General features: G+C 71.0%; 10 protein-coding genes. 6 read left to right on the top strand and 4 right to left on the bottom strand.

Annotated elements, in window-relative coordinates:
- Positions 1-111: 111 nt before the first annotated feature.
- The 3 genes from OG226_RS25030 to OG226_RS25020 form a co-directional block, all read right to left on the bottom strand.
- Positions 112-972, bottom strand: coding sequence for a hypothetical protein (locus tag OG226_RS25030; RefSeq protein ID WP_328681553.1), 861 nt, complete (start codon positions 970-972; stop codon positions 112-114).
- A gap of 192 nt (positions 973-1,164) precedes the next feature.
- Positions 1,165-2,280, bottom strand: coding sequence for a metallophosphoesterase (locus tag OG226_RS25025; RefSeq protein WP_328681556.1), 1,116 nt, complete (start codon positions 2,278-2,280; stop codon positions 1,165-1,167).
- A 1,923-nt stretch (positions 2,281-4,203) separates the two neighbouring features.
- On the bottom strand, positions 4,204-5,316 hold the full coding sequence (locus OG226_RS25020; protein WP_078622773.1) for a LacI family DNA-binding transcriptional regulator: 1,113 nt from the start codon (positions 5,314-5,316) through the stop codon (positions 4,204-4,206).
- Positions 5,317-5,878: 562 nt separating this feature from the next.
- Between OG226_RS25020 and hisC the strand changes: the two genes are divergently transcribed.
- From hisC to OG226_RS24990, 6 genes are all read left to right on the top strand, one after another.
- Complete coding sequence (gene hisC / locus OG226_RS25015; RefSeq protein ID WP_328681559.1) at positions 5,879-6,958, top strand: histidinol-phosphate transaminase; 1,080 nt, start codon at positions 5,879-5,881, stop codon at positions 6,956-6,958.
- 281 nt (positions 6,959-7,239) lie between these two features.
- Positions 7,240-8,748 (top strand): cytochrome ubiquinol oxidase subunit I, encoded by a 1,509-nt coding sequence (locus tag OG226_RS25010; RefSeq protein ID WP_328681561.1) that lies wholly within the window; start codon positions 7,240-7,242, stop codon positions 8,746-8,748.
- A gap of 21 nt (positions 8,749-8,769) precedes the next feature.
- A complete protein-coding gene (gene cydB, locus OG226_RS25005) occupies positions 8,770-9,774 on the top strand; it encodes a cytochrome d ubiquinol oxidase subunit II (protein WP_329350087.1) in 1,005 nt (334 codons plus the stop codon).
- Between the two features lie 114 nt (positions 9,775-9,888).
- Complete coding sequence (cydD, locus tag OG226_RS25000) at positions 9,889-13,386, top strand: thiol reductant ABC exporter subunit CydD (RefSeq protein WP_329350086.1); 3,498 nt, start codon at positions 9,889-9,891, stop codon at positions 13,384-13,386.
- Positions 13,387-13,446: 60 nt separating this feature from the next.
- Entirely contained in the window at positions 13,447-15,135 is a 1,689-nt protein-coding gene (locus tag OG226_RS24995) for a sensor histidine kinase (protein ID WP_329350085.1), read from the top strand.
- Positions 15,136-15,434: 299 nt separating this feature from the next.
- Positions 15,435-16,478, top strand: a complete 1,044-nt coding sequence (locus tag OG226_RS24990; RefSeq protein ID WP_329350084.1) for a M23 family metallopeptidase — start codon at positions 15,435-15,437, stop codon at positions 16,476-16,478.
- Here OG226_RS24990 and OG226_RS24985 read toward each other — a convergent pair.
- Complete coding sequence (locus OG226_RS24985) at positions 16,475-17,368, bottom strand: Cof-type HAD-IIB family hydrolase (RefSeq protein WP_328681571.1); 894 nt, start codon at positions 17,366-17,368, stop codon at positions 16,475-16,477. The two genes, OG226_RS24990 and OG226_RS24985, sit on opposite strands and share 4 nt — an antisense overlap.
- Positions 17,369-17,444 lie beyond the last annotated feature (76 nt).

The raw sequence follows: 17,444 nt of genomic DNA, 5'->3' as shown, positions 1-17,444 counted from the left end.
TGGGGGACTTGCCGTTCGAGGCGCCCAGCACTCGGCCGCCCCTGTGACCTGGTCACCCGGTGACCGGGCGTTCGGCTTGCGCTCCCCTGGCTGGGGGCGCAAGCCGAGGGGCTAGTCCGGCTGGTGCTCGGGCCCCCCGAAGTCCGGGCTGCTGAAGTCCGGGCTGGAGAAGCTCGGGCGGTGACCCGGCTCCGGGCCGTCGTCCGGGCTGGAGAAGCCCGGGCTGTCGTAGCCGAGGTTCGGCATGCGACTCGGGGCCGGGGGTGTCGTACGGCGGAGTGTCGCCGTGCTCGGCGCCGCGAGCGCCTCCTGGAGGAACGGCAGGATGCCGCGTTCCAGGAGGGCGTCGTGCCAGGCATCCCTGGCGCGGGCCACTTCGCCGCCCGACTCGCCGTAGGGGCCGGTGTCGAGCGAGGGCCTGTTGCGCAGGGCGGTGAGCAGCAGGCCGACGGCGGCGACGAGGATCGCCGCGGCCGTCATGGCGCCGAACACCCAGCCGGCGGTGAGCATGGTCTTGGCGAACGCCGGTTCGGGGCTGAGCATCTTGAGGATGTAGCCCACGAGCAGGAATATCGCCGCGGCCGTGCCGGCGAGGACGGGGGTGAGGACGGCGGCGACGGCGATGGCGCCCGCACCCTCGGCCGCCTCCCCCAGGGTGGTGGCGAGCCCCATCGCGCCCACGCCGCCCGGCTCCGCGGAGTCGGTCTCGTGGACGGCCGAGGGGGTGGACGACGCCGGCCGGCGCAGTTCCTCGCGGACCTTCACATAGTGCTGGTACTCGGTCGCCGCGGCCGCCGTGATGAGCGCGGTGGCGTTCAGCGCCATGGTGCGCAGCTGTTCGGGGTTGAGCCGCTTGCCGACAGCGGCCAGTTCCGGGCGGGTAGGGGCGGAGCGCAGCGCCTCGTCGAGGATCCGCTCGTACTCCTGGCGGTCCTCGCTGTGCAGGTGCTGCGGAACGCTGTTCATGTGCATCCCCCGATGCTCCGTAGGGCTTGGGGCTCGCATGCCAACGAGCCGTCGGGCAGAAACGGAGGGGAGCCTGCTACGGATAAGCCGATGGTAGAGCGGCGACGGCACACGGTGACAGGGGGTTTCCAGAAATTGGCCCCTGGCCAGCGCTGTCGTCCGCCGGTCCTCCGGAGGGGACGACTGCCCGATAAACGCTCAGATATCCAGGGGCAGTTGCTGGACCAGCAGTTTTCCGGCCATGGTCACGCCGCCGTCCATCGCGATGGCCAGTCCCTCGGCGTAGACGTGCGGTCCCTCGACCACGGGACCCGCGCTGTCCTCGCCGTCCTCGGACCCTACGTCGCCCAGGAGATAGGGAATCGGGCTGTGGCCGTGGACGATCCGGGTCCCGCCGTACATGTCGAGCAGGGAACGGACATGCTCGGCGCCGCCCTCGTCGCGGAAGGAGAAGCGCTTGGTGAGCTTGCGGAACACGTCCCAGACCTCGTCAGCGTCGTTGCGCGTGAGGGTCTCGCGGACGTTGTCGTTGACCGCCTCGATCGAGTCGCCGTAGTCGAGGTAGGCGGTGGTGTCGGAGTGGACGAGCAGGTGGCCGTCGACCTGCTCCATGGCGTCCAGGCGGGCCATCCACTGCAGGTGGACGTCCTGGAGGCGGTCCATGTCGGTCTTCTGGCCGCCGTTGAGCAGCCAGGCCGCCTGGAAGGTGGCGGTGCCCGCGCCGGAGTTGACGGGGGTGTCGCCGAACCGCTTCGCGCCGAGCAGGAGCAGCTCGTGGTTGCCCATGAGCGCCTTGCAGTAGCCGCCGGCCGCGGCGGCCTCGGCGGACAGTCGCATAACGAGGTCGATGACGCCGATGCCGTCGGGTCCGCGATCGGTGAAGTCGCCGAGGAACCAGAGCCGCGCGGCGCCCGCGCACCAGCTGCCGGCCGCGTCGATCAGGCCCTTCTCCCGCAGGGCGGCCACCAGTTCGTCCAGGTAGCCGTGTACGTCCCCTACGACGAACAGCGGACCGGGGCCCTCCGTCTGCTGCGGGACGGCCGCCGACGCCGGGTCCACCGCGACCTGAACCGTGTCACCCCGACGGATGACGGGCAGATCGCGCTGCGTGGGTGTGTAGCCCTGCGGATAGACCTCGTCGAAGGCCTCGTCAAAGGCCTCCTCGTCGGGTCGTACGGTCTCGCCTGGCTGCGCGCTGTCGGCGTACGGACCGGTCTCGTGGACGTACGCGGGTACCCGGAAGTCGCGCAACGTCGCCGTCCGCTCCGTCTCGGGTCCCTGACCGGCCCCCTGAGTCATCGACCCCTCCACCATCGCGCCGCAGCTGCACCGCGTCGGACTGCCTGGTCGCAGCGGCCCGCGGTGTCGTGGGCCCATCATAGGAATGCGGATCGCGCCATGTGATGACCCAGGGGTGCTGAATCGGACCAGGACTCCGGCCCACCGCGGCTTTCGCCCCGATTGGGCAGGGGTTCGGCTGGTGGCCTTCTGCTTGACGGGGGGTGGGCGGGGGTTGGTTCGCGCCGTTGGGCGGCTGGAAATCGTTGGTGGTTGTTCGTTGCGGTGGGGTGCGTGGGGGTGCGGGGGTCGGGGGTGGTGGGGGTCTGGCTGGTTGGGGGCGGGGGCGATCGCTTGGGCGGGGTGATGGGGCGTCGGGTCGGGGTGGGGTCGCCCGCGGGTGTGTGGGTGAGGGCGGGTCGGGGTGGGGTCGCCCGCAGGTGTGTGGGTGGGGTCGGGGTCGTGGCGGTACGGCGAGCCCGTCGCTTGTTGCGCCCCTCTGGTGTTGTCGCAGTTGAACGGGTTGGTGCCGGGTACGCGGCGGGCTGCGCCGTACCGCCACGACCCGCTCCCGGTTCGTCGGCGGCTGCGGGTGCGTGGGGCGAGTAGGGGCTCTGCGGGGTACTGGGCTTTGCGGGGCGCTTGTGTGGGGTTGGTGGGGCGGGGTTTGTTCGGGGCAGGCGGTGTGGGTTGCTTGGGTGGGGCTGGTGGGGGCCGGCTGATCCGGGGCGGCGGGGGCTGCCTGTCCGGCGTGGTTGGTGGTCGGTTGTTTGGCCGTGGTACCGGTTGCCTGACTCGGTGCCGATATCGGGTTGGTGCGGGTGCGGGTGCGGGTGCGGGTGCGGGGCGCGGGGCGCGGGGCGCGGGGCGCGGGGTTTGGGGTGCCTGTGCTTTGGCGGTGGTCGGTATGCGCACTGCCCGCCGCGCTGCCGGTCTCATCGCCGGACCGTCGGTCCAGGCACCGGTGTCGACCGCGCGCCCAGCGCTCTGACGGGCGCCCGTTCCGTTGCCGGTACCCACAGCGCCCTGCCCGCCAAGGTGCCGGTTCCGCAGTCCGCCCTGCCAGCTTCGGTACGACCGTCAGTCCCGCCCCGGTACTGACCGATTGCCCGGCGCCGGTACGGGCCCCGCCGCCAGCCCTGCCCGGGAGGGCGCATGCCTCACCGCCCGCCCTGTCGGCCCCGGCCCGGCGCCGGGTGGAGTCCCGGCGCCGTTCGGCCCGCCGCGGGCACTTGAGGGGGTCCTGCGGGCTGCGGGCCGAGGGGAGCCCCCGGTAGCGCTCCGGCCAGCCCCATGGCGCCTGACGGTACCGCTTCGGCCGCGCTCGGGGCACCCGGTGCGCGTACTCCGGGTCCTGCCTCGGCCGGACCGGGGCGGCGGGTGGGAGTCCCGACCCCGTTCCGCTTGCGACGGCGCCCGAGGCGGGTCTCGACGCCGGGCGCCCGACGCGGAACTGGACGGGCGCGTGGGCACCGAACTTCACGGGCACCCGGAGCAAGTCCGGTCTCGCTTCCGCCCGTCTACGGGCACCGCTACTACGCCCACTCGTCCACAGCGACCGGAGCAACTCAGCCCCCGTCCGCGCCCGTCCACGGACCCCGGAGCGCACCCGGCCCCGCTTCCGCCTGCTCGACCACGCCACCCTGGGGAAGCCCAGGCACCGCCCCGACCGCCACCAACCCCCGAGCCCGCCCGGTACCCCGTCATCCCGTCACCGTGCCCGAAGCGAACCCGGCGGCCCCCGCTTCCGTCCGACCACGGCTCCCGACGCAACCCAGGACACCCTCACCCCGTCACCGTCGCCCGGCCCGAGCCCACACCCACCTGGACGGCACCGACCCCACCCTCACCCTGCCCCCGACGGAACTCCGGGCCCCCGAATCCCGCACCCACCGGAACAGCACCGACACCGACACCGGCGCCAGCACAGCCCCTGCCCCCGGGGTAACCCCGGCCCCCCTACTTCCCCTCAGGCGACCGAGGCGGACTCACCGTCGTCCTCGGCGGGCGTCGCTGGGACGACGTCCGCACGATCAGTTCCGTCGGTATCACCTGCTCGATCGGCAGGTCGGACTCGACCCCCTCGATCGCGTCGATGAGGAGCTGCACCACCGCCGTACCGATCCGCCGCGGCTTCAGCGACAGCGTGGTGACCGGCGGCTCGGTGTTCGCGTACACCGTGGACTCGCTGCAGCACACGAGCAGCAGATCCTCCGGCACCCGCATGCCGTAGCGACGGGCCGCCGCCAGCAGATCCGTGCCGTTGGGGTCGAACAGGCCGTAGACCGCGTCGGGCCGGTCGGGTCGGGCGAGCAACCGGTCGGCGGCGACGGCCCCCGCGCACGGATCGTGCGCCGGATAGGACTCGTACACCGGATCCTGGCCCACCCGCTCGCACCAACGCAGGTATGCCGTCGTCGAGAGGTGCGTGTACGTGTCCGTGCTCGTGCCCGTGAGCAGGCCGATCCGGCGGGCGCCGGCATCGGCCAGGTGGTCCAGGATGCCCAGGACCGCGGCCTCGTGATCGTTGTCGACCCAGGCGGTCACCGGGAGCGAGCCGGCCGGGCGGCCGTCGGAGACGACCGGTAAACCCTGCCGGACGAGCTCGCTGACCACCGGGTCCTGGTCGGACGGGTCGATGACGACCGTGCCGTCCAGGGCGACGTTCGACCACACGTCGTGGCGCGAGGTCGCGGGGAGGATCACGAGGGCGTAGCCGCGGGCTAGCGCGGCCGAGGTGGCGGCCCGCGCCATCTCGGCGAAGTACGCGAACTCGGTGAAGGTGAAAGGTTCATCCCCGTACGTCGTCACGGTCAGGCCGATGAGGCCGGACTTGCCGGTACGGAGTGTGCGAGCCGCCGCTGAGGGCCGATAGCCCAGCCGGTCGGCGACTTCGCGGACATGGCGTCGGGTGGCGTCCGGGAGCCGGCCCTTGCCGTTGAGGGCGTCGGAGACGGTCGTGATGGAGACTCCGGCCGCGGCGGCCACGTCTCTGATTCCCGCCCGGCCCGGCCGGCTTCCTCGACGAGAGGTTTCCGCGCGGCTCACCTGGTGCTTCCCTGCTGCTGTCATGGCGAGCCGATAGTAGGGCTCATGCGGTGGGGTAGTGCGGACGCATATGCACGCGTTGACAGGCACGTTTCTGCAAGGTCAAAAGGCGTCAACTACCTTAGAAACAAAGTCAGTTAAACGATGCGATGGCATTACGTGACTTGTCGGCGCGCATGGGCCTGCCAAGCCCCCCATGTTTCGAAGAGGTCTCAACTCACCTGCACGAGGGATGCGCGCCACGGCGCGAGCTACCGGCGCATAGATATATGTACAGCGCGCCCCCGGTTCGTACGCCTTCGTACGGTGTTGCCCCTGATGCGGATGTGACACGTGGGGCGATCCGGACGGACTCCTGACGGGCACCCGGCGACTGTTCACGCAGACACCCGGCGACTGCTCGCGCGGATCCGCGAGGTCGCTCACACGGACGCCGATGGTTCCTCACCCGTACGCCGATGACGCGTTCCCCGTACGCCGGTGACCGCTCACCCGCGCCGGACCTGTTCGCCCCGGCGGCGAATCCTCATAAGGTGAGCAGTATTGATAGCCGGTGGTGCCGGTGGTGGTCACAAGGAGGACTGCGGTGAGCGAGACGAGCCCGAAGCTGCGCGCCGAGCTGGAGGGTATCCCCACCTACAAGCCGGGCAAGCCTGCCTCGGCGGACGGTCCGGTGGCCTACAAGCTGTCCTCCAACGAGAACCCGTACCCCCCGCTGCCCGGCGTGATGGAGAGCGTCACCGCGGCGGCCCTGAACTTCAACCGGTACCCCGACATGGCGTGCACCGGCCTGATGAACGAGCTGGCGGAACGGTTCGGCGTCCCCGTCTCCCACCTGGCCACCGGCACCGGCTCGGTCGGCGTCGCCCAGCAGCTGATCCAGGCGACCGCCGGGCCCGGCGACGAGGTCATGTACGCCTGGCGCTCCTTCGAGGCGTACCCGATCATCACGCGGGTCAGCGGCGCCACGGCCGTGCAGGTGCCGCTGACCCCGGGCGACGTGCACGACCTGGACGCGATGGCCGACGCCGTCACCGAGCGCACCCGGCTGATCTTCGTCTGCAACCCCAACAACCCGACGGGCACGGTCGTACGGCGGGCCGAGCTGGAGCGCTTCCTGGACCGGGTGCCCGGCGACGTGCTGGTCGTACTGGACGAGGCCTACCGCGAGTTCATCCGCGACATGAATGTGCCGGACGGCGTCCAGCTCTACCGCGACCGGCCGAACGTCTGCGTCCTGCGGACCTTCTCCAAGGCCTACGGCCTCGCCGGGCTGCGGGTCGGTTTCGCGATCGCCCACGAGCCGGTGGCGGCGGCGCTGCGCAAGACGGCCGTGCCCTTCGGCGTGAGCCAGCTCGCGCAGGACGCGGCGGTCGCCTCGCTGCGCGCCGAGGACGAACTGCTCGGCCGCGTCGGCTCGTTGGTCGGCGAGCGCACCCGGGTGGCCGGCACGCTGCGCGCCCAGGGCTGGACGGTCCCGGAGACCCAGGCCAACTTCGTGTGGCTACGGCTGGGGGAGCGCACGCTCGACTTCGCGGCGGCCTGCGACCAGGCGGGCGTGGTGGTGCGGCCGTTCGCGGGCGAGGGCGTGCGGATCACGATCGGGGAGACCGAGGGCAACGACATCTTCCTGAAGGTGGCGGAGGGGTTCCGCAAGGAGCTCTAGCCGTCGCCGCGGAGCCGCTCCGGCATTCGCCGGCGGTGTGGTTCGTCACGCCTGCCGAAGTGAGGGTTCGTAACGAGTGACGTCAGGGGGGTTGCCTCAAGGGGACCCCCCTCCGTAATGGGCCTCCGAGTGGGACCCCCCTTCCTCTGTCGAAAATCCGTACGTCATAATAGCTTGTGAATGTGAACGCGTTCACAAGCGTGTCCCGGTTCGTCCCATGATGTGTGCGACAAAAGGGGCAAACTGCCGCTGTACCACGGCGACGTAAGGAGACTGACGACGTGGAATTGGCTCTGGCGCCGGAGACACTGGCGCGATGGCAGTTCGGCATCACCACCGTCTACCACTTCCTGTTCGTCCCCCTGACGATCTCGCTCGCCGCTCTCACGGCCGGGCTGCAGACCGCGTGGGTGCGTACGGAGAAGGAGAAGTACCTCAGGGCCACCAAGTTCTGGGGCAAGCTCTTCCTGATCAACATCGCCATGGGTGTCGTCACGGGCATCGTGCAGGAGTTCCAGTTCGGCATGAACTGGTCCGCCTACTCGCGGTTCGTCGGTGACATCTTCGGGGCCCCGCTCGCCTTCGAGGCGCTGATCGCGTTCTTCTTCGAGTCCACCTTCATCGGGCTGTGGATCTTCGGCTGGGACAAGCTGCCCAAACGGATCCACCTGGCCTGCATCTGGATGGTCTCGATCGGCACGATCCTGTCGGCGTACTTCATCCTCGCGGCCAACTCGTGGATGCAGCACCCCGTCGGCTACCGGATCAACAAGGCGAAGGGCCGTGCCGAACTCACCGACTTCTGGCACGTGCTGACCCAGAACACCGCACTCGCGCAGGCCTTCCACACGCTCTCCGCGTCGTTCCTGACCGGTGGCGCGTTCATGGTCGGCATCGCTGCCTTCCACCTGTTCCGCAAGAAGCACATCGCGGTGATGAAGAGCTCGCTGCGGCTGGGCCTGATCACCGTCGCCATCGCCGGTCTGCTCACCGCCGTCAGCGGCGACACCCTCGGCAAGGTCATGTTCAAGCAGCAGCCGATGAAGATGGCGTCCGCCGAGGCGCTGTGGGACGGCCAGGACTCCGCGCCGTTCTCGATCTTCGCCTACGGCGACGTCAGCAAGGGTCACAACAGCGTCGAGCTGTCGATCCCCGGGATACTGTCCTTCCTCGCCGACGACGACTTCAGCTCGTACGTCCCCGGCATCAACGACACCAACAAGGCCGAGCAGGCCAAGTACGGTCCCGGTGACTACCGGCCCATCATCCCCGTCACCTTCTGGGCGTTCCGCTGGATGATCGGCTTCGGCATGGCGTCCTTCGCCATCGGCCTGGCCGGACTCTGGCTGACCCGTAAGAAGTTCATGCTGCCCCAGCATCTGCGGGTCGCCGAGGACGAAGTGCCGAACGTCGTCCTCTTCAAGAAGAAGGCCCTCGGCCCGAAACTCACCAAGCTCTACTGGCTCGTGTCGATCTGGACCCTCGGCTTCCCTCTCATCGCCAACTCCTGGGGCTGGATCTTCACCGAGATGGGCCGCCAACCCTGGGTCGTCTACGGCCTCTTCCAGACCCGTGACGCGGTCTCCCCCAGCGTCTCCCAGGGCGAGGTCCTCACCTCGATGATCGTCTTTACCTCGCTCTACGCCGTCCTCGCCGTCATCGAGGTCAAGCTGCTCGCGAAGTACGTCAAGGCCGGCCCGCCCGAACTCACCGAGGCCGACCTCAACCCGCCCACGAAGATCGGCGGCGACTCCCAGGACGCCGACAAGCCGATGGCCTTCTCGTACTAGGCCGAGGGAGCTGCAACAGTCATGGAACTGCACGACGTCTGGTTCGTCCTCATCGCCGTCCTGTGGACCGGCTACTTCTTCCTGGAGGGCTTCGACTTCGGGGTCGGCATCCTCACCAAGCTGCTCGCCCGCGACCGCACCGAGAAGCGGGTCCTGATCAACACGATCGGCCCGGTCTGGGACGGCAACGAGGTCTGGCTGCTCACCGCCGGCGGCGCGACCTTCGCCGCCTTCCCCGAGTGGTACGCCACCCTCTTCTCCGGCTTCTACCTCGCCCTGCTGATCATCCTGGTCTGTCTGATCGTCCGGGGCGTCGCCTTCGAGTACCGCGCGAAGCGGCCCGAGGAGAACTGGCAGCGCAACTGGGAGACGGCGATCTTCTGGACCTCGCTGCTCCCCGCGTTCCTGTGGGGCGTGGCTTTCGGCAACATCGTGCACGGCGTGAAGATCGACAAGAACTTCGAGTACGTCGGCACCTTCTGGGACCTGCTCAACCCGTACGCCATCCTCGGCGGCCTGGTCACGCTGACGCTCTTCACCTTCCACGGCGCGGTGTTCACGGCACTCAAGACCGTCGGGGACATCCGGGTGCGGGCGCGGAAGCTGGCCCTCCAAGTCGGCCTAGTCACCGCCCTGTTGGCGCTGGCCTTCCTCATCTGGACTCAGGTCGACAGTGGTGACGGCAAGAGTCTGGTCGCGCTGGTCGTGGCCGTCGTCGCGCTGGTCGCGGCGCTGGGGGCGATCCAACTCGGGCGTGAGGGCTGGTCGTTCGCGTTCTCCGGCCTCACCATCGTGGTCGCCGTCGCGATGCTCTTCCTGTCGCTCTTCCCGAACGTCATGCCGTCCTCGCTCAACCCGGACTGGAACCTCACGGTCACCAACGCCTCGTCGAGCCCGTACACCCTGAAGATCATGACCTGGTGCGCGGGGATCGCCACGCCGATCGTGCTGCTCTACCAGAGCTGGACGTACTGGGTGTTCCGCAAGCGGATCGGCACGCAGCACATCGCCGAAGCCGCGCACTGACTCTGCGCTCCTAGTTCGAGCATTGAGTCCGACTTGGGGCATGTTTCACGTGAAACATGCCCCGTTGGGACCCACTGAGAAGCCGGGACCTCCCGAGAAGAGGGTGTGTTTCACGTGAAACCAATCGACCCGCGACTGCTCCGGTACGCCCGCGCCACTCGCCTCTTCCTGATGGCGGTCGTCGGCCTGGGTGCCGTCGGGGCGCTGTTGGTCATCGCGCAGGCGATGCTCATCGCCGAGGTCGTGGTCGGTGCCTTCCAGCACCGGATGTCCGTCGGTGAACTCGGCACTCCCCTGCTGTTGTTGGCGTCGGTCGCCGTCGGCCGCGCCCTCGTCTCCTGGCTCACCGAACTCGCCGCCCACCGCGCCAGCGCCGCCGTGAAGTCGGAGCTACGGCGACGGCTGCTGGAGCGGTCCGTGGACCTGGGCCCGGGCTGGCTGAGCGGGCAGCGGACCGGTTCGCTGGTCGCCCTCGCCACCCGAGGTGTCGACGCCCTCGACGACTACTTCTCTCGCTACCTCCCGCAGTTGGGCCTCGCGATCGTCGTTCCGGTGGCGGTGCTGGCGCGGATCGTCACCGAAGACTGGGTGTCGGCGGCGATCATCGTCGGCACGCTGCCGCTCATCCCGCTCTTCATGGTGATGATCGGCTGGGCCACCCAGTCCCGGATGGACCGCCAGTGGCAGTTGCTGTCGCGGCTCTCCGGGCACTTCCTGGACGTGGTCGCGGGGCTGCCGACCCTGAAGGTGTTCGGCCGGGCCAAGGCGCAGGCCGACTCGATCCGGCGCATCACCGGCGAGTACCGGCAGGCGACCATGCGGACCCTGCGGATCGCCTTCGTCTCCTCCTTCGCCCTGGAACTCCTCGCCACGCTCTCCGTGGCCCTCGTCGCCGTGACCATCGGCATGCGCCTCGTCCACGGCGACATGGACCTCTACATCGGTCTCGTCGTCCTCGTCCTGGCACCCGAGGCGTACCTGCCGCTGCGTCAGGTGGGCGCGCAGTACCACGCGGCGGCGGAGGGCCTCGCCGCAGCCGAGGAGATCTTCTCGGTACTGGAGACACCGGTACCGGCCTCAGGCACCACCGAAGTGCCGTCGGACGCCCTGGCCTTCGAGGACGTGACGGTCCGGTACCCCGGGCGGTCCGCCGACGCCGTATCGGAGACGTCCTTCACCGTGGACCCCGGAGAGACGGTCGCCCTCGTCGGCCCGAGCGGCTCGGGCAAGTCCACTTTGCTGAACGCCCTGTTGGGGTTCGTACGGCCCACCGAGGGCCGGGTGCGCGTCGGGGGAGTCGATCTCACCGACGTCGACCTGGAACGGTGGCGGGCGCGGATCGCCTGGGTGCCGCAACGGCCGCAGCTGTACGCCGGGACGATCGCCGAGAACGTACGGCTGGCCCGCCCCGACGCCGACGACACCGCCGTACGGCGGGCGTTGGCCGATGCCGGCGCCCTGGACTTCGTGGACGCGCTGCCCGAGGGCATCAGGAGCGCGCTCGGCGAGGACGGGGCCGGGCTGTCCGCCGGGCAGCGGCAACGGCTCGCCCTCGCCCGGGCCTTCCTCGCCGACCGGCCCGTCCTGCTCCTCGACGAACCCACGGCCGCGCTGGACGGAGCGACCGAGGCCGAAGTGGTCGAGGCGGTACGGCGGCTGGCGGTGGGGCGGACGGTCCTGCTCGTGGTGCACCGACCGGCCCTGCTGGCGGTCGCGGACCGGGTGGTGCGGGTGACGGAGGGCGTGGCCGCGATCCACGGGCAGGCCGCGCCGACACTCGCCGATACGAACCCGGTCTCGTCGGAGGCGTCGGTGGGTTCCGTAGCTCCCGACGAGCCCGAGACACGGCTCGCGGCCCACACGGGTGGCGTCCTCGCCCGGGTCCGTGCCATGTCCGGTGCCCGGCGTGGGCGTCTCGCCCTGGCGCTGCTGCTCGGAAGTCTCGCGCTGGGCAGTGCCGTCGGGCTCATGGGCACCTCGGGATGGCTGATCTCGCGGGCCTCGCAGCAGCCGCCCGTGCTGTACCTGATGGTGGCCGTGACCGCGACCCGGACCTTCGGGATCGGGCGGGCCGTGTTCCGGTACGCGGAGCGGCTCGTGTCGCACGACGCGGTGCTGCGGATGCTGGCCGACACCCGGGTCGCCGTCTACCGGCGCCTTGAACGGCTGGCGCCCGCCGGGCTGCGCGACACCCGGCGCGGCGATCTGCTGTCCCGGCTCGTCGCCGACGTGGACGCGCTCCAGGACTACTGGCTGCGCTGGCTGCTGCCCGCCGGGGTCGCGGTCACCGTATCCGCCACGACGGTCGGCTTCACGGCCTGGCTGCTCCCCGAGGCCGGTGCCGCCCTCGCGGTCGGCCTCCTCGCGGCCGGCGTCGGCGTCCCCCTCGTGACCGGTGCCGTGGCCCGCCGTGCCGAACGGCGACTGGCCCCCGCCCGCGGAGTGCTCGCCACCCGCGTGACCGAACTGCTCACCGGCACCGCGGAGTTGACGGTCGCCGGCGCGCTGCCCGCCCGCACCGCCGAGGCCAAGCGGGCCGACGGCACCCTCACCCGGATCGCCTCCCGCGCCGCCACCGCCACCGCGCTCGGCGACGGCCTCACCGCGCTGATCTCCGGCCTGACCGTCGCCGCCACCGCACTCGTGGCCGCCCAGGCCGTCGCCGCCGGACGACTCAGCGGTGTCCTCACGGCCGTCGTCGTTCTCACCCCGCTCGCCGCCTTCGAGGCCGTCCTCGGACTGCCCCTCGCCGTGCAGTACCGGCAGCGGGTCCGCAAGAGCGCCGAGCGCGTCTACGAGGTGCTGGACGCCCCCGAGCCCGTATGGGAACCGGAGCGGCCCCGCCAGGCACCCGCGACACCCTTCCCGCTCGTCGTACAGGGACTGGCCGCCCGGCACACCGGGCAGGACCGGGACGCGCTCGCCGGGCTCGACCTGACGCTGGAGAAGGGCCGCCGGGTCGCCGTCGTCGGCACCTCCGGGTCCGGCAAGACGACGCTGGCGCAGGTGCTGCTGCGCTTCCTGGACGCGGACGCGGGTTCGTACACGCTGGCCGGCGTGGACGCGTACGCCCTGGACGGCGACGACGTACGACGGCTCGTCGGGCTGTGTGCGCAGGACGCGCACCTCTTCGACAGCTCGGTGCGCGAGAACCTGCTCCTCGCGAAGAAGGAAGCGACCGAGGACGAACTACGGGCCGCGCTGGAGCGTGCCCGGCTGCTCGACTGGGCCGACGGGCTGCCCGACGGCCTCGACACCCTCGTCGGTGAGCACGGGGCCCGGCTCTCCGGCGGACAGCGGCAGCGGCTCGCGCTCGCTCGCGCGCTGCTCGCCGACTTCCCGGTGCTCGTGCTCGACGAGCCCGCCGAACACCTGGACCTGGCGACCGCCGACGCGCTCACCGCCGATCTCCTGGCCGCCACGGAAGGCCGTACGACACTGCTCATCACGCACCGGCTCGCGGGCCTGGAGGACGTGGACGAGGTGATCGTGCTGGACGAGGGACGGGTCGTGCAGCGGGGACCGTACGCCGGACTGGCCTCGGTGGAGGGGCCGTTGCGGGGGATGGCGGAGCGGGAGGCGGCGTCGGAGCTGTTGGTGGCGGCTGGTTAGGGGTCCAGTGGTCGAACCGCTCGACTTTCCGGGATAAAGAGTACTAATTAGGCTCGGGGTATGTCAGCCGCCCCGCGTCCTGATCCCCCGCCGCCGCCCTCCCCGGGACTCTCGGCCGAACTGGCCGTGCGCGTGCCGCAGTTGCTGGAGGCGATGCGTTCCGTGGGGAGCGGGCTCGAACTGCACTCCACGCTGGAGCGGATCTGCGAGGCGGCGGCCACGCTGACGGACGCCCGGTACGCGGGGATCGGCGTCGTCGACGAGGACGGCGACGCGCTCGCCGACTTCGTCTTCCACGGGGTCGACGCGGGGACCGCGCGGCGCATCGGGCGGTTCCCCGACGGGCACAAGGGGTTGCTCGGCGCGCTCGTCCGGGAGTCGGCGCCGGTGCGGTTGGTGGATGTGACCGAGGACCCGCGGTCCTGGGGATTCCCCGACCACCACCCACGGATGCGCGGCTTTCTCGGCGTTCCCATCCGCGTCTCGGGAGAGGTCTTCGGCACCCTCTATCTGGGCGAGAAGCGCGGCGGGGACCTCTTCAACGACTACGACGTCAACATGGTCCGGGTGCTGGCGACCGAGGCCGGTATCGCGATCGGCAACGCCCGGTTGTACGAGGCCGCCAAGCAGCGCGAGCGGTGGATCGACGGGTCGGTGGCCGTCACGACCGCGCTGCTGTCCGGCGGGGACGCCGAGGACGCGTTGCAGGTCGTCGCGGAACGCGCCCGTCGGCTGTCCGGTTCGGCGGCCGGGATCGTGCTGCTGCCCGCGGCCGAGGGCGGCATGGAGATCGTCGCCGTGTCCTCGGAGCAGCCGTCGGACCAGCTAGGCAGGGTCGTCGCGCCGGACAGCGAGGTCATCGCGCAACTCCTCGACGGACGGCCGGTGTTCGTGGCGGACGCGGCCACCGATCCCCGGATGCTCAGCGCCCTCGCGCGTGAGTACGGGCCGATCATGGCGCTGCCCCTGCAGAGCGGCGGGCGCGTCCTGGGGGCCCTGGTCACGCCGCGCGCGCAGGGCGAGCGGCCGTTCACGGAGACTGAGCGCACCCTCGCGATCCAGTTCGCCTCGCAGGCCGCGCTCGCGCTGATGATGGCCGAGACGCAGCGCGACCGGGAGCGGCTCGCGGTGTACGAGGACCGCGACCGGATCGCCCGTGACCTGCACGACCTGGTCATCCAACGGCTGTTCGCCACCGGGATGATGCTGGAGAGCGCCCAGCGCGGGTCGCTCGTCCCCGAGGTGCGGCACGGCGTGGCCAACGCCGTCGACGAACTCGACGTCACCATCCAGGAGATCCGCACCGCGATCTTCGCGCTCCAGCAGGGCCCCGCCGAGGCGCCCTCCGGGCTGCGTACGCGGGTGCTGCGGGAGATCAACATGGCGGCCGTGCCGCTCGGTTTCAAGCCCGGGCACCGTTTCGTCGGCGCGGTCGACACGACGGTCGGCGACCTCACCGGCAAGAACCTCATCGCCGCCCTGCGCGAGGCCCTCTCCAACGCGTTCCGGCACGCGGAGGCGGCGCGCATCGAGGTCGTCGTCGACGCGACCGCGACCCTGCCGGACGGTCGGCCCGGCGTACGGCTCACCGTCGCGGACGACGGCGTCGGCATCCCGGCGGGCGGGCGCCGCAGCGGCCTGCAGAACCTCAAGCGGCGGGCCGAATCCCTGGGCGGCGACAGCTGGTACGGGCCGGGCATCGGCGAGGACGGCGGCGGCACGACGGTGGTGTGGCAGGCGCCCCACTGAGCCCCGGACGGGACTGTGTCCGGTGCGGCTTCCGCTGGACTCCGGCGGGATCCTGTCGGGTTCGGCTTCCGTTGGGCTCCGGTCGGGATGTCGGGTTCGGCTTCTGCTGGGCTCTGGCGGGACTCTGTCTGGTTCGGCTTCTGCTGAGCCCTGTCGGACACCCGTCCGGTATGGCTTCCGCTGAGCCCGGTCAGACACCCGCCCGCCATGGTTCCCGCTGAGCCGTTCGCAGCAACGCGTCCCCCATGCGTACGACTTGAACAGGGCCCTCGTCGGTCGCGCGGGTCACGATCGCTGACATGCGCTCATCTCGCCGTCATCCGCTGCTCGTTCCGGTGCTGCTGTGCGCGCTCGCCGTGCTGGCGGCCCGCCCCGGCGACGACGACACCCACACCGCCGCCGGTGCCGGCGCGGAGGTGGCGCGGCTGTACCTGGACGCGGCCGTCGCGGCGCAGCGGTACGAGGCGGGGCGGCAGGCGGCCGACGCGCAACGGGTCCGCGCCCAGCGGGTCGAGGGTCAACTGGAGCGCGAACGGCGGGAGATCGCCCGGCTGCACGAGGACCTGGGCCGGATCGCCCGTGCCCAGTACCGCAGCGGCGGTGGTGTCCCGATGGCGGCCCGGATCATCCTCGCGGACAGCCCCGAGGATCTGATGCGCGATCAGCACGTCTTCTCCCAGGCGGATCTGGCCGTGGGCAACGCGATCGGCAGGAGTCACCGGGCCGAGGTGCGGCTCGCCGGTGACGAGGCGAAGGCCGCGTCGGCGTGGCGGACGCTGGAGAAGCGGAACGCCGAACTCGCCGACCTGAAGCAGGACATCCAGCGGAGACTCGAAGAGGCGCGCGGCCAGCTGCAGGGCCAGGCGGACGCCTCGGTCGCGGCGGGCAGTTGCCGGGGCGCCGTCCGCCTCGACCAGCCGCCGAACCGGGTCACCGGCCCGTGGGTCGCGCCGGTGGAGACCGCCGAACTGTCCGCGGGCTTCGGCAGCGGCGGCTCCCGCTGGGCGAACCGCCACACCGGCCAGGACTTCGCGGTCCCCATCGGCACGCCGGTCCGGGCGGCCGGGGCGGGCCGCGTGGTGCGGGTCTCCTGCGGGGGCGCCTTCGGCATCGAGATCGTCATCGAGCACCCGGGCGGCTACTGCACGCAGTACGCCCACCTCGCCGCCGTCACCGTCGACCAGGGGGACCGCGTCACCACCGGCCAGTGGATCGCCCAGTCCGGCACGACCGGCAACTCCACCGGCCCACATCTGCACTTCGAGGTACGGGTCACCCCGGACATGGGATCCGCGGTCGATCCGCTGCCCTGGCTCGCCCAGCGGGGAGTCTCCGTCGGCTAGAGCAGGTGTCGCTCGGCCAGCATCCGCTCGATCACGACCGCCACACCGTCCTCGTTGTTGTCGACGGTCCGCCCGGAGGCCGCCGCGAGCACGTCGGGGTGCGCGTTTCCCATCGCGTACGACTGTCCCGCCCAGGTGAGCATCTCGACGTCGTTCGGCATGTCCCCGAAGGCGACGACCTCCTCGGGCGCGATACCGCGCTCCGCACAGCACAGGGCGAGGGTGCTGGCCTTGGAGACGCCGGGCCCGCTGATCTCCAGCAGGGCGCTGGGGCTGGAGCGGGTGACGTTCGCGCGGTCGCCGAGGGCGAGGCGGGCGAGGTTCAGGAAGACGTCCGGGTCCAGCTCGGGGTGGAACGCGAGGATCTTCAGCACCGGCTCGTCGGCCCCCGGGGCGTCCGGCGCGAGGAGCTTCTCGGCGGTGGCGAGGCTGTCGGGTATCTCCATGTGCAGCTTCGGATACGCCTGCTCCTGGTAGAAGCCGTACGTCTGCTCGATCGCGTACACCGTCCCGGGCGCCGCCTCGCGCACCAGGCGTACGGCGTCGAGGGCGTTCTCCCGGGCCAGTTCGCGGACCTTCACGAAGCGGTGGGCGCCGGGGCCGCCGTGCAGGTCGACCACGGCGGCGCCGTTGCCGCAGATCGCCAGGCCGTGGCCGTGGACGTGGTCGCTGACGACGTCCATCCAGCGGGCCGGGCGGCCGGTGACGAAGAAGACCTCGACACCCGCCTCCTCGGCTGCCGCCAGGGCCGCCACCGTGCGGGGGGACACCGACTTGTCGTCGCGCAGCAGGGTGCCGTCCAGGTCGGTGGCGATCAGCCGTGGCGGGACGGCGGAGGCCGGGGTCTCGGGCTGTCGAGTAGCTGAGGTCACCGGGCCATTCTCCCGCATATGTCCGCACGACTGTGCGGGAGAGTGCACAGGTGAGTGGTTAACGCCCCTACCAGGGGCGTTGCACTCCCCGATC

This window comes from Streptomyces sp. NBC_01261 (genome assembly GCF_036226385.1).
In the GTDB taxonomy this organism is placed as follows: Bacteria; Actinomycetota; Actinomycetes; order Streptomycetales; family Streptomycetaceae; genus Streptomyces.
The sequence above is the reverse complement of the archived record's forward strand: the minus strand, read 5'-3'. Positions and strand labels throughout refer to the sequence as shown.